Here is an 11,487-nt window from a genome sequence, read left to right as displayed (position 1 = left end):
ATGAGCGAGGCGGACAAGAGGCGCATTCTTGAACGCCTGACGAATATGCGCGGAGAGATCCTGTCGAAGATAGGTCCCCGCGAGCAAAGATACGAGACGGAAACGCCGCCGGAGCGGCCCTATGTGTTTCTCCGGCAGCGTGTAGAAAAGCCGGGAGAGGTCATTCTGAGCTTCCCGAGTCTGGTCGAATTGCTTCTCGCCGTAATCCGTTTTGGGCGATAGCGGTTAACGCAACAGGTCGACATTCTTAGAAATTACGCGAGGCTCTGAGTGAGCTGCGCAGAGAAAACGCAGGAACCAAAGATGCTTGAAATCAAGAACCTCCATGCCCGCATCGCCGAAGACGGCACCGAGATCATCCGTGGTCTGAACCTGACCGTGAAAGCCGGCGAAGTTGCCGCCATCATGGGCCCGAACGGCTCCGGCAAGTCGACGCTGTCATACATCCTCTCCGGCCGCGAAGACTATGAAGTGACCGAAGGCGACATTCTCTATAACGGCGAGAGCATCCTCGAGCTCGATGCTGCCGAGCGCGCCTCCAAGGGCATCTTTCTCGCCTTCCAGTACCCGGTCGAAATTCCGGGTGTCGCCACCATGCAGTTCCTGAAGGTGGCGATGAACGAGCAGCGCAAGGCGCGTGGCGAAGACGAGCTGACGACGCCGGACTTCATGCGCCGGGTCAAGGACGCTGCGGCCAAGCTGCAGATCAACACCGAGATGCTGAAGCGCCCGCTGAACGTCGGCTTCTCCGGCGGTGAGAAGAAGCGCGCCGAAATCCTGCAGATGGCGCTTCTTGAGCCTAAGCTTTGCGTGCTCGACGAAACCGACTCCGGCCTCGACATCGACGCACTCAAGGTCGTGGCTGACGGCGTCAACGCGCTGCGTTCGCCGGATCGTGCCGTCATCGTCATCACCCATTACCAGCGCCTGCTCGATTACATCGTGCCGGATACGGTCCACGTTCTCTACAAGGGCCAGGTCATCAAGTCCGGCGACAAGACGCTCGCTCATGAGCTGGAAGCCAACGGTTACGCCGACATTATCGGCGCCGCAGCCTGAGCGTGGCGGAAAGGACGACGTCCATGAACATGCAAACGACGAGCCGCCTGACCGCGGCCGAAGCGGCGCTGATCGAAGCCTTCAACGAGAAGATCGGCGAACTGCCGGGCAATGGCGCAGTCACTGCGCTGCGCGACCGGCTGCTCGACGACCTGAAGAGGGAAGGCCTGCCGACGCGCCGCGTCGAGGCCTGGCACTATACGGACCTGAAGAACCTGCTGCGCAACATTCCGGTCCAGGCGGGTGACGCCGGCTCGGAAGCGCTGGAGCCGCTGGTCGACGGTTCGCCGGTTCTTGCCGTGATCCAGGGCAAGCCTGTCCACAAGGCATCTGCCGGCGATCTCGCTGTTGCGGTCTATTCCGAAAAGCTGACCGATGGTTCGGCCGCCGCCAATCTCGACGCACTCGGCCGCGATGACGCGGTCGGCCGCATCAACGGCAGCTTCGTCAAGGACGGCTATGTGGTCGACGTGCCTGATGGCACCGAGTTCGAAGAGCCGCTGGAAATCCAGTTCGTGCATGCCGGCGGCGACATTCATACCCGCCTGCCAGTCAGCTTCGGCGCCAATGTGAAGGGTGTCGTCATCGAGCGTCACCAGTCGGTGACCGACAATGCTGCGCTCGTGTCGCATGTCAGTGACATCACGGTCGGGCAGGGCACCGAACTGACCTGGATCATCCTGCAGCAGCAGGGGGCCGAGGATACGCATCTCGGCCAGATCCGCGTCGATCTCGGCGCTGACGCCAAGTTGAAGCTCTTCGTCATCAATGCCGGCGGCAAGCTGGTGCGCCAGGAGCTGAATATCAAGGTGACGGGCGAGGGCGCCGATCTGACGCTGCGCGGCATCAACCTGCTCGGCGCCGAGACGCACACCGACGTGACGATGGTGCTCGGCCACGACGTGCCGCATACCGGCTCCACCGAAGTGATCCGCAACGTCGTCTTTGATCGCGCCAGGGGCGTCTTCCAGGGCATGATCCGGGTTGCCCCCGATGCCCAGAAGACCGACGCCAAGATGGCCTGCAACACGCTGCTGATGTCCGACGATGCCGAATTCTCGGTCAAGCCCGAGCTCGAAATCTTCGCCGACGACGTGCAGTGCGGCCATGGTGCGACGGTTGCCGATATCGATCATAACCATCTCTACTACCTGATGGCTCGCGGCATTCCGGAGAACAAGGCGCGCGCCATGCTCGTCAACGCTTTCGTTGCCGAGATCGTCGAGGAACTGGAAGACGAAGCCCTGGTCGAAGCGCTGGAAGGCGTCATTTCGGCCTGGCTGGAAAAGCACGCCTGATCGGATATCGCCATGGACAAGATCGTACCGGCAACTGCCTATGATGTCGAAGCCATCCGCAGGGATTTCCCGATCCTTGCGGAGAAGGTGCATGGCAAGCCGCTGGTCTATCTGGACAACGGCGCCTCCGCACAGAAGCCGCAGGCGGTGATCGATGCGATCTCTCATGCCTACAGCCACGAATATGCCAATGTGCATCGCGGCCTGCACTATCTCTCCAATGCTGCGACGGAAGCCTATGAAGCGTCGCGCGAAAAGGTTCGCCGCTTCCTGAACGCGCCTTCGGTCGATGACATCGTCTTCACCAAGAACTCGACCGAGGCGATCAACACCGTCGCCTACGGCTGGGGCATGCCCAAGATCGGCGAAGGCGATGAGATCGTACTGACGATCATGGAGCATCACTCCAACATCGTGCCTTGGCACTTCATCAGGGAGAGGCAGGGCGCCAAGCTCGTCTGGGTGCCTGTCGATGACGAGGGCGCCTTCCATATCGAGGATTTCGAGAAGAGCCTGACCGACAAGACCAAGCTCGTCGCCATTACCCATATGTCGAATGCGCTCGGCACGATCGTTCCGGTCAAGGAAGTCTGCCGCATCGCTCATGAGCGTGGCATTCCCGTTCTGATCGACGGTTCGCAGGGTGCAGTGCATCTGCCCGTCGATGTGCAGGATATCGATTGCGACTGGTATGTCATGACCGGCCACAAGCTTTATGGCCCGTCGGGTATCGGCGTGCTTTACGGCAAGAAGGACCGGCTGAAGGAGATGCGGCCGTTCCAGGGCGGTGGCGAGATGATCTTCGAGGTGAGCGAGGATATCGTCACCTATAATGATCCGCCGCATCGTTTCGAGGCCGGCACGCCGCCGATCGTGCAGGCGATCGGGCTCGGTTATGCGCTCGACTATATGGACAAGATCGGCCGCGAAAATATCGCAGCCCATGAGGCGGATCTGACTGCTTATGCAGAAGAGCGGCTGAAGGCAGTCAATTCGCTGCGCGTGTTCGGCAATGCACCAGGCAAGGGCGCCATCTTCTCCTTCGAGCTTGCGGGCATTCATGCCCATGACGTCTCGATGGTGATCGACCGCCAGGGTGTTGCCGTTCGCGCCGGCACGCATTGCGCCATGCCGCTCTTGAAACGCTTCGGCGTGACCTCCACATGCCGTGCATCCTTCGGCATGTATAATACCCGCGCCGAGGTGGATGCGCTTGCAAATGCGCTCGACTATGCGCGCAAGTTCTTTGCTTGAGGAAGAAGCCATGAGCCTGAATGAAGAGAAGATCGACGTGCGCGAAGGCATCGTGCATTCCAGCATTCCCGAAGCGGAACTGGCGCGTCTCAGCGACGATGTGATCGGCGCTCTCAAGACCGTCTACGACCCGGAAATTCCGGCTGACATCTTCGAGCTCGGCCTCATCTACAAGATCGACATCGAAGACGACCGCATGGTGAAGATCATGATGACGCTGACTGCACCTGGCTGCCCGGTTGCCGGCGAAATGCCCGGCTGGGTGGAAAATGCCGTCGGCGCCGTCGAGGGCGTTTCGGGCGTCGAGGTCGCCATGACCTTCGATCCGCCGTGGACGCCTGACCGCATGTCCGAGGAGGCGCAGGTCGCCGTTGGCTGGTATTAACAGGCTGGTATTGATCCGTTTACTCGCGGCGACTACATTGAATCACCAAGCACCGGATCTTGACCCCGGTTGTGGAAGGAGATTGAGCCCATGGGCTTTGCAGTAATGAGCATGACGGAAGCCGCCGCAGAGCGCGTGAAGGCGATCGTCGGCAATGGCGGGCCGGATGCCAAGGGCATTCGCGTCGGCATCAAGAAGGGTGGCTGCGCCGGGATGGAATATACCATCGACATGGTGACGGAACCCAATGCCAAGGACGACTTGATCGAGCGCGACGGCGCCAAGGTCTGGATCGAGCCGTCGGCCGTTCTCTATCTGCTCGGCACCGAACTCGGCTTCGAGACGACGACGCTGCGCTCCGGCTTCATCTTCACCAATCCGAACCAGACATCGGCCTGCGGCTGCGGTGAGTCCGTCGAGCTGAAGCCCGCCGACCTGGCAGCGCTTGCCGCACGCGGCGATGCCGTGGTTCCGGCGCAGCATTAAAGCGTGTCGCGATCTTTCAGATCGCTTGACGCGCTTAAGTCTTTGTTTTGCGCATGTCGTTATCGCAAAACCGCTGCACACTTTTGCGCGACATGCTAAGCAATTTTTCATTGAAATTGCCTGATGGCCGCCATAATTGGCGGCCTTTTGATTTTTATGAGCCTGTCCGAGACCGACAAGCGACCAAGAAGAAACGAAGCGGACAATGCTCTTTCTGTTCCTGAAAGGCGCCCTGCTGGGCGTCATCATCACCGCGCCGCTCGGGCCGATCGGAACGCTCTGCGTCAACAGAAGCCTCGAGAAGGGGTTCTGGTACGGTTTTTCCGGCGGGCTAGGAACGGCGCTGGGCGATGCGACCTACGCGCTGGTCGCAGTAGCCGGGCTTGCCGTCTTTTCGGAAACCATGTCGATGGCCACCATTCCGCTGGCGCTTGGCGGCGGGCTGATGCTGCTCTGGCTCGGCTGGCGGGGCCTGAAGAACAAGGGAAAGATTAAGGCGGCAAAGATCAAGGCGGCCGACTTCCTGCACACGACCATCTCGACCTTCCTGCTGACCATCTCCAATCCGGCGACGATCCTCTCCTTCGGGGCACTGTTTGCCGGGCTTGGGCTGACGGAGGAGACGCGCCGCTTCAGCTCGGCGATGATCGTCTCGGGCGTCTTCCTGGGGTCGCTCCTCTGGTGGTTTTGCCTCAGCGGCGCGGTCAGCCTTGCAAGAGACCGGCTCTCGGCCGATTTCACGGCCAAGGTCGGCCGAGCGACGAGCTATATGCTGATCGCTTTCGGCGCGGTGGCGCTCGGTTCGGTGGCTTATTCGATCGTTTGAAGAGGTAAGGCGTGATCAGTCGCGCTTGATGCTCATCAGCACGTCCCAGAGATCGGCCCCGGTCTCGAAGACTGATGCGTTCGCCTTGTAGCTCTGTTCGGTCTCGACGAGATCGGTCAGTTCGGTCGCGAAATCCACACCCTGATCCGTATCGGTGACGCTTGCCTGCACGCCTGAGGGTTCGACGGACTGGAAGCTGGTGTTCAGCCGGCCATAGCCCGGCGTGCTCGCGTTGGCGACGTTATTGGCGATCGCACTTGCGCGCGTCGACTGCGCCAGCATTCCCGAAAGAGCTGTATGCGTGATTGCAGAAATGCTCATCGACCGTTTCCCTGTTTCCGGACTGCCAGCGTTTTACCGACAAGGATTTAGGGAATGCTGAACGGCTTCGGTTAGCGAAAGGCGAGGGCATCTGGGACAGCTGTGCCGGAATGGTACGACAGCCTCAGCGACCGGCTTTCATGCCCGCAATCAGGATATCGATGAGTTGCCTTGCTGCATTCCGCCAAGCCGGGCCGCAGCTGATGCTCGCGCCGCCCGCCAGCGCGCGCAAAATGTCGAGAGGGTCCATCGCCAGACGGATTTCACCGGTGGCGACGGCGCGATCCACCAGCAGATTGACGGCACCTATGATCAAATCGGCTGAATCCGCATAGAGCTCGGAGGTGCCGCCAACAAGCGAATCCAGCACTTCGGAAATGCCATGTTTCGTCACCACATAGTCGACGAACTGGACCAGCCACAGGCGCAGCGCTTCGACAGGCGGATGCGTTTCGGCGAGGCTTTTGGCGGCAGCGGCAAGCTGCGCCGTCTCATTGCGGTAGATGGCGGAAACCAGTGCATCACGCGTCGGGAAATGCCGATAGAGCGTGCCGATGCCAACGCCGGCAATGCGAGCGATTTCCTCCAGGCTGGCGCTGGAACCCTTTTCGGCGAATACGGTCTTTGCCGTTTCCATCAACAGAAGGCGGTTGCGTTCGGCATCCGCACGCGGCTTTCGGACGGTGGACCCGTCACTTTTTCCGGCCATTTACGAGAAGTCCCCTTGATAAACGGAGGCGCCCTCCGTATTTATCTGGAGGCATCCTCCTTTTATTCCATTTGAGGCCGGTGGGCAATGGTTCACCAGTCCGGAGCGGTGCGTCCATGATCAAGGAGATAATCATGAGTGGACTTTTTGGCGCGACATCGACCACCGACGAGGTGCTCGCCGGCGTCGATCTCAAGGACAAGCGCGTGCTGGTGACGGGTGTTTCGGCCGGCCTCGGCGTGGAAACCGCGCGCGTGCTGGCAGCCCATGGAGCGCAGGTGGTGGGCACGGCGCGTGACCTTGCAAAGGCGAGAGCGGCAACGGAAGTCGTGCGCGCCGGTGCTGCCAATGGCGGCAGCCTCGATATCGTCGAGCTCGATCTTGCCTCTCTGGCAAGCGTGCGCGCCTGCGCCGATGCGCTCATTGCGGATGGTCGCCCCTTCGATGTCGTCATCGCCAATGCCGGCGTCATGGCCGCTCCCTTCGGCCGCACCGCCGATGGTTTCGAAACGCAGTTCGGCACCAACCATCTCGGTCATTTCGTGCTGGTCAACCGCATCGCTCCGCTCGTCAAATCCGGCGGCCGCGTGGTGATCGTCGCATCCTCCGGCCATCGCATGGCACCTTTCAGCCTCGACGACCTGAATTTCGAGAGCAAGTCTTACGAGCCCTGGGCGGCCTATGCCCAGTCGAAGACCGCAAATATCCTGTTCGCGGTGGAACTCGACCGGCGCCTGAGGGAGCGCGGCATACGCGCAACAGCACTGCATCCCGGTGGCATCAACACCGAGCTCGGGCGCCACCTCGACCCTGGCATGATCGAAGGCATGTTGGCGCAGATCAACGCAGCACTCGCCGCCGAGGGCAAGCCGCCCTTCCAGTGGAAGACGATTCCTCAGGGCGCGGCGACCTCCGTCTGGGCAGGTTTCGTCGCCCCGGCAGACGCGGTCGGCGGCAGATATTGCGAGAATTGCCACGTCTCCGAAGTGACGGATGCGGAGATCAGCCCGATTTCCGAGGGGGTGCGTGCCTACGCGCTTAATCCCGAGACGGCCAAGGCATTGTGGGCCAAGAGCGAAGAGCTGGTCGGCGAGCGCTTCTAAGCCGCAAACTATCCCGCTTCGACGCAGATAAAAGCCAGGGGGACTGGGAAGCTGGTGCCCCTGCCGAGGAATTGAACCTGGATCGGCTGCAAACCAGACAGCTGCTCTTACGTTGAGCTACGAGGGGCATGGTATCTTTATACCAGACATGGCGTTCGCAGACGAACGGAGCTTCGATAGACGGTTAGAGGGTAAGGTTAACCTGCCGCAAAAGGTGATACAGGAGAAGGGTGCCCGGTACAGGGGCAGGCAACCCTTCTCCCTGCTGGTCTTGCAGCGTCCAGCAACGATAACTACGCAGAGAACTGAAAATGGTTCACCAGTGCGGATGAAAGTCCCGAAAAAGTCTGGCGGCTGTCCTTCATCGTCAGGGATGCATAGCTGCGCATCATCCGTCTCCGCAGCTCCTTGCCAACCGCCGCCGTTCAGGCCTTGATATCGAGGCCCGCTTCGACTGCGGCGGCGATGAATGCCTTGCGCGCATCCTCGCCGGTACGCTTGCCCTTGATGACGTCGGCGCAGATCAGCAGCGCCTGGTCGAGTGCGGCACCATCTTCTGTCGGCCAGTCCTCGATCATCGCCCAGGAGGCGGCCTGGGTATTATCGATGGTCACGTATTGGCCGGGCTCTTCGAGAGCGAGGAGTACGGGCTTAGACCATGGCGCCTGCATTCTGGCTTCGCTTTGATCCTGGGGCATTTGTTGTGGCCTTTCTTCGCGTATTCTCTATCAGAATTAGGAAAGCCCCTCCCATGATGGAAGGGGCTTGGATTGCTCAACGCTGGGCGTCTGGTCTGACTGCTATTCAGCTGCCTCTGCGTAAGCCTCGACCGGCGGGCAGGTGCAGATCAGGTTGCGGTCGCCATAGACGTTGTCGACGCGGTTGACCGGCGACCAGTACTTGTCCACGCGGAAGGCGCCGGGCGGGAAGCAGGCCTGTTCGCGCGAATAGGGGCGATCCCATTCGCCGACGAGGTCTTCGACGGTATGCGGGGCGTTCTTCAGCGGGTTGTTCAACTTGTCCGAACGGCCTTCCTCGATGTCGCGGGCTTCCTGACGGATCGCCAGCATCGCTTCGCAGAAGCGGTCGAGTTCAGCCTTGGTTTCGGACTCGGTCGGCTCGATCATCAGCGTGCCGGCAACCGGCCAGCTCATGGTCGGAGCATGGAAGCCGCAGTCGATCAGACGCTTGGCAACGTCATCGACGGTCACGCCGCAGCTGTCGACCAGCGGACGGGTGTCGATGATGCATTCATGCGCCACACGGCCGGCAGCCGACTTGTAGAGCACGTCGTAGGCGCCCTTGAGGCGGGCAGCGATGTAGTTGGCGTTGAGGATTGCCACCTTCGTTGCCTGCGTCAGGCCTTCGCCGCCCATCATCAGGCAGTAACTCCAGGAGATCGGCAGAATGGACGCCGAACCGAAAGCTGCTGCCGAAACCGCGCCCGAACGGCCGTCCGTTTCCGGATGACCGGGCAGGTAGGCCGCCAGATGCGATTTGACGCCGATCGGACCCATGCCGGGACCGCCACCGCCATGCGGGATGCAGAATGTCTTGTGCAGGTTGAGGTGCGAAACGTCGGAACCGATGTCACCAGGGCGGGACAGGCCGACCATGGCGTTCATGTTGGCGCCGTCGAGATAGACCTGGCCGCCATGCTTATGCACGAGGTCGCAGATTTCCTTGACGGTTTCCTCGAACACGCCATGGGTCGACGGATAGGTGATCATGCAGCAGGAGAGATTATCTGCATACTGCTCCGCCTTGGCGCGGAAATCGTCGAGGTCGATATCGCCGTTTTCACGCACCTTGACGACCACGACCTTCATGCCGACCATCTGGGCCGAAGCCGGGTTGGTGCCATGCGCCGAGGTCGGGATGAGGCAGACGTCACGATGACCCTGGCCATTGGCAATGTGGTAGTTGCGGATGGTGAGCAAGCCTGCATATTCGCCCTGAGCGCCGGAATTCGGCTGCATGGAGAAGGCGTCGTAGCCGGTGACGGCGCAGAGCTTTTCCGTCAGGTCATCGATCATTTCGCGATAGCCAAGCGCCTGGTCGGCCGGCACGAAAGGATGGATGTCGGAGAATTCCGGCCAGGTGATCGGCAGCATTTCGGTCGTGGCATTCAGCTTCATCGTGCAGGAGCCGAGCGGGATCATCGAGCGGTCGAGCGCCAGATCGCGGTCGGAGAGCCGGCGGATGTAGCGGGTCATTTCGCTTTCGGCGCGGTTCATGTGGAAGATCGGATGCGTCAGATATTCGCTGGTGCGCAGCAAATCCTTCGGCAGGCGATAGGACGGCTCGAAATCGGCGATCTGGAAATTGCCGCCGAAGGCACGCCAGACAGCTTCCAGCGTTGCCGGGCGGGTGCGCTCGTCGAGCGACATGCCGATCTTCGTCTGACCGACCTTGCGCAGATTGACGCCCTCGGCAACGGCTCCGCGTAGGATGAGGCCCTGCATGTGGCCGACGTCAACGGTGATCGTGTCGAAGAAGGTCTCCGGTTCAACTTTGTAGCCGAGCTTTTCCAGCCCCTTGGCCATCAACACGGCCTTCTGGTGGACCTGCTGGGCGATCGCCTTGATGCCCTTCGGACCATGGAAGACGGCGTACATGGAGGCCATGACGGCGAGCAGAACCTGCGCGGTGCAGATGTTCGACGTCGCCTTTTCGCGGCGGATATGCTGTTCGCGTGTCTGCAGCGACAGACGGTAGGCGCGGTTGCCGCGGGCATCGACGGAAACGCCGACAAGACGGCCGGGCATGGAGCGCTTGATGGCATCCTTGACCGACATATAGGCGGCATGCGGACCGCCGTAACCGACGGGAACGCCGAAGCGCTGCGAGGAGCCGATGGCGATATCGGCACCCATTTCACCGGGCGATTTCAGAAGCGTGAGCGACAGGATATCGGCGGCAACGACGGCGATCGCGCCCGTCTGGTGCAGGCGGGAGATCAGGCCGGTGAAATCGCGCACATGGCCGTGCGTGCCAGGATACTGGAAGATCGCGCCGAAGACATCGACCGGATCGAGATCGGTGAACGGGTTGCCGACGATGACGGACCAGCCGAGCGGCTCGGCACGGGTCTTGATCAGCTCGATCGTCTGCGGATGGCAGTCGGCATCGACGAAGAAGGCTTTGGCCTTCGACTTCGAAACGCGCTCGGCCATGGCCATGCCTTCGGCAGCAGCCGTTGCTTCATCGAGCAGCGAGGCGTTGGCAACGTCGAGGCCGGTCAGGTCGCAGATCATCGTCTGGTAGTTCAGGAGCGCTTCGAGGCGGCCCTGAGAAATCTCCGGCTGGTAGGGCGTGTAGGCCGTGTACCAGGCGGGGTTTTCCAGGATGTTGCGCTGGATGACCGGCGGCGTGATCGTGCCGTAATAGCCCTGGCCGATCAGCGAGGTCAGAACCTTGTTCTTGTTGGCGGTTTCGCGCAGCTTGTCGAGCGCCTCGCGCTCCGTCATCGGCGCGCCCCAGAGGAGCGGCGCCTTCTGGCGGATGGCGGGCGGGACGGTGGCGTCGATCAGCGCATCGAGGCTCTTGTAGCCGATGACACCGAGCATATCCGACATTTCAGACGGCGAGGGGCCGATATGACGACGGTTGGCGAAGTCATAGGGCTGATAGTCGGTGAACTGGAATTCGGTAGGCGTCGTCATTACGCAGTCAGCTCCTTGTAGGCCGCTTCGTCGAGCAGGCCATCGGCATCAGCAAGGTTCTTGAGCTTGAGTTTGAAGAACCAGCCAGCCCCCTGAGGATCGGAATTGACGAGCGACGGGTCGGCGACGATGGCCGGATTGACCTCGACAATCTCGCCGTCGAGCGGGCAGTAGACATCCGAAGCCGCCTTGACGGATTCGACCGTCGCAGCATTGCCGTCCTTGGAGAAGGTAGCGCCGACTTCTGGCAGTTCCACGAAAACGAGATCGCCGAGCTGCTCGACAGCATAGGTGGTGATGCCGACGGTCGCGACATCGCCTTCGAGCTTCAGCCATTCATGTTCCTGGGTAAATTTCAGCATGGAAAAATCCTCTCGCAAT

Annotated in this window: 13 protein-coding genes and 1 tRNA gene; 8 read left to right on the top strand and 6 right to left on the bottom strand. The window is 61.0% G+C overall.

The genetic code is table 11. The annotated features are described in order from the left end of the window. The 7 genes from PMI11_RS32835 (at nt 1) to PMI11_RS32805 (ending at nt 5,308) form a co-directional block, all read left to right on the top strand. Nucleotides 1-222, top strand: a complete 222-nt coding sequence (locus PMI11_RS32835; protein WP_007826164.1) for a hypothetical protein — start codon at nt 1-3, stop codon at nt 220-222. 81 nt (nt 223-303) lie between these two features. After that, nucleotides 304-1,059, top strand: a complete 756-nt coding sequence (sufC, locus tag PMI11_RS32830) for a Fe-S cluster assembly ATPase SufC (protein WP_007826163.1) — start codon at nt 304-306, stop codon at nt 1,057-1,059. A 23-nt stretch (nt 1,060-1,082) separates the two neighbouring features. Further along, complete coding sequence (gene sufD / locus PMI11_RS32825; protein ID WP_007826162.1) at nt 1,083-2,357, top strand: Fe-S cluster assembly protein SufD; 1,275 nt, start codon at nt 1,083-1,085, stop codon at nt 2,355-2,357. A gap of 12 nt (nt 2,358-2,369) precedes the next feature. Next, complete coding sequence (locus PMI11_RS32820; protein ID WP_007826161.1) at nt 2,370-3,611, top strand: cysteine desulfurase; 1,242 nt, start codon at nt 2,370-2,372, stop codon at nt 3,609-3,611. A 10-nt stretch (nt 3,612-3,621) separates the two neighbouring features. Next, on the top strand, nt 3,622-3,996 hold the full coding sequence (locus tag PMI11_RS32815) for an SUF system Fe-S cluster assembly protein (protein WP_007826160.1): 375 nt from the start codon (nt 3,622-3,624) through the stop codon (nt 3,994-3,996). Nucleotides 3,997-4,086: 90 nt separating this feature from the next. Then, complete coding sequence (gene sufA / locus PMI11_RS32810; protein WP_007826159.1) at nt 4,087-4,482, top strand: Fe-S cluster assembly scaffold SufA; 396 nt, start codon at nt 4,087-4,089, stop codon at nt 4,480-4,482. Between the two features lie 205 nt (nt 4,483-4,687). Continuing rightward, nucleotides 4,688-5,308 carry a LysE family translocator gene (locus PMI11_RS32805; RefSeq protein ID WP_007826158.1) on the top strand — a complete coding sequence of 207 codons (621 nt, stop codon included), beginning with the start codon at nt 4,688-4,690 and terminating at the stop codon, nt 5,306-5,308. A gap of 15 nt (nt 5,309-5,323) precedes the next feature. Here the strand turns inward: PMI11_RS32805 and PMI11_RS32800 are convergent, their stop codons facing one another. Continuing rightward, complete coding sequence (locus PMI11_RS32800) at nt 5,324-5,629, bottom strand: flagellar basal body protein (protein ID WP_007826156.1); 306 nt, start codon at nt 5,627-5,629, stop codon at nt 5,324-5,326. A 124-nt stretch (nt 5,630-5,753) separates the two neighbouring features. Then, on the bottom strand, nt 5,754-6,338 hold the full coding sequence (locus PMI11_RS32795; RefSeq protein ID WP_007826154.1) for a TetR/AcrR family transcriptional regulator: 585 nt from the start codon (nt 6,336-6,338) through the stop codon (nt 5,754-5,756). 134 nt (nt 6,339-6,472) lie between these two features. Between PMI11_RS32795 and PMI11_RS32790 the strand changes: the two genes are divergently transcribed. Then, entirely contained in the window at nt 6,473-7,441 is a 969-nt protein-coding gene (locus PMI11_RS32790) for an SDR family NAD(P)-dependent oxidoreductase (protein ID WP_037072625.1), read from the top strand. Between the two features lie 52 nt (nt 7,442-7,493). On the opposite strand, the gene PMI11_RS32785 is transcribed toward PMI11_RS32790, so the two are convergent. The 4 genes from PMI11_RS32785 to gcvH form a co-directional block, all read right to left on the bottom strand. After that, nucleotides 7,494-7,569 (bottom strand) — tRNA-Thr (locus tag PMI11_RS32785). A 297-nt stretch (nt 7,570-7,866) separates the two neighbouring features. Next, nucleotides 7,867-8,112, bottom strand: a complete 246-nt coding sequence (locus tag PMI11_RS32780) for a DUF982 domain-containing protein (RefSeq protein WP_025668662.1) — start codon at nt 8,110-8,112, stop codon at nt 7,867-7,869. A 129-nt stretch (nt 8,113-8,241) separates the two neighbouring features. Further along, complete coding sequence (gene gcvP / locus PMI11_RS32775; protein WP_007826147.1) at nt 8,242-11,106, bottom strand: aminomethyl-transferring glycine dehydrogenase; 2,865 nt, start codon at nt 11,104-11,106, stop codon at nt 8,242-8,244. After that, the gene (gene gcvH / locus PMI11_RS32770) at nt 11,106-11,468 is read right to left on the bottom strand and encodes a glycine cleavage system protein GcvH (protein WP_007826145.1); all 363 of its coding nucleotides are present in this window, start codon (nt 11,466-11,468) and stop codon (nt 11,106-11,108) included. Before gcvH ends, gcvP begins: the two co-directional genes overlap by 1 nt. Between the last annotated feature and the right edge of the window lie 19 nt (nt 11,469-11,487).

It is taken from the genome of Rhizobium sp. CF142, assembly GCF_000281145.1.
Taxonomy (GTDB): domain Bacteria; phylum Pseudomonadota; class Alphaproteobacteria; order Rhizobiales; family Rhizobiaceae; genus Rhizobium.
The sequence above is the reverse complement of the archived record's forward strand: the minus strand, read 5'-3'. Positions and strand labels throughout refer to the sequence as shown.

Coding starts and splice junctions, on each gene's coding strand:
- sufD (WP_007826162.1), top strand. CDS start 1,083: ATGAACATGCAAACGACGAGCCGCCTGACCGCGGCCGAAGCGGCGCTG.
- PMI11_RS32805 (WP_007826158.1), top strand. CDS start 4,688: ATGCTCTTTCTGTTCCTGAAAGGCGCCCTGCTGGGCGTCATCATCACC.
- PMI11_RS32820 (WP_007826161.1), top strand. CDS start 2,370: ATGGACAAGATCGTACCGGCAACTGCCTATGATGTCGAAGCCATCCGC.
- PMI11_RS32795 (WP_007826154.1), bottom strand. CDS start 6,338: ATGGCCGGAAAAAGTGACGGGTCCACCGTCCGAAAGCCGCGTGCGGAT.
- PMI11_RS32790 (WP_037072625.1), top strand. CDS start 6,473: ATGAGTGGACTTTTTGGCGCGACATCGACCACCGACGAGGTGCTCGCC.
- PMI11_RS32835 (WP_007826164.1), top strand. CDS start 1: ATGAGCGAGGCGGACAAGAGGCGCATTCTTGAACGCCTGACGAATATG.
- PMI11_RS32815 (WP_007826160.1), top strand. CDS start 3,622: ATGAGCCTGAATGAAGAGAAGATCGACGTGCGCGAAGGCATCGTGCAT.
- gcvH (WP_007826145.1), bottom strand. CDS start 11,468: ATGCTGAAATTTACCCAGGAACATGAATGGCTGAAGCTCGAAGGCGAT.
- gcvP (WP_007826147.1), bottom strand. CDS start 11,106: ATGACGACGCCTACCGAATTCCAGTTCACCGACTATCAGCCCTATGAC.
- sufC (WP_007826163.1), top strand. CDS start 304: ATGCTTGAAATCAAGAACCTCCATGCCCGCATCGCCGAAGACGGCACC.
- sufA (WP_007826159.1), top strand. CDS start 4,087: ATGGGCTTTGCAGTAATGAGCATGACGGAAGCCGCCGCAGAGCGCGTG.
- PMI11_RS32780 (WP_025668662.1), bottom strand. CDS start 8,112: ATGCAGGCGCCATGGTCTAAGCCCGTACTCCTCGCTCTCGAAGAGCCC.
- PMI11_RS32800 (WP_007826156.1), bottom strand. CDS start 5,629: ATGAGCATTTCTGCAATCACGCATACAGCTCTTTCGGGAATGCTGGCG.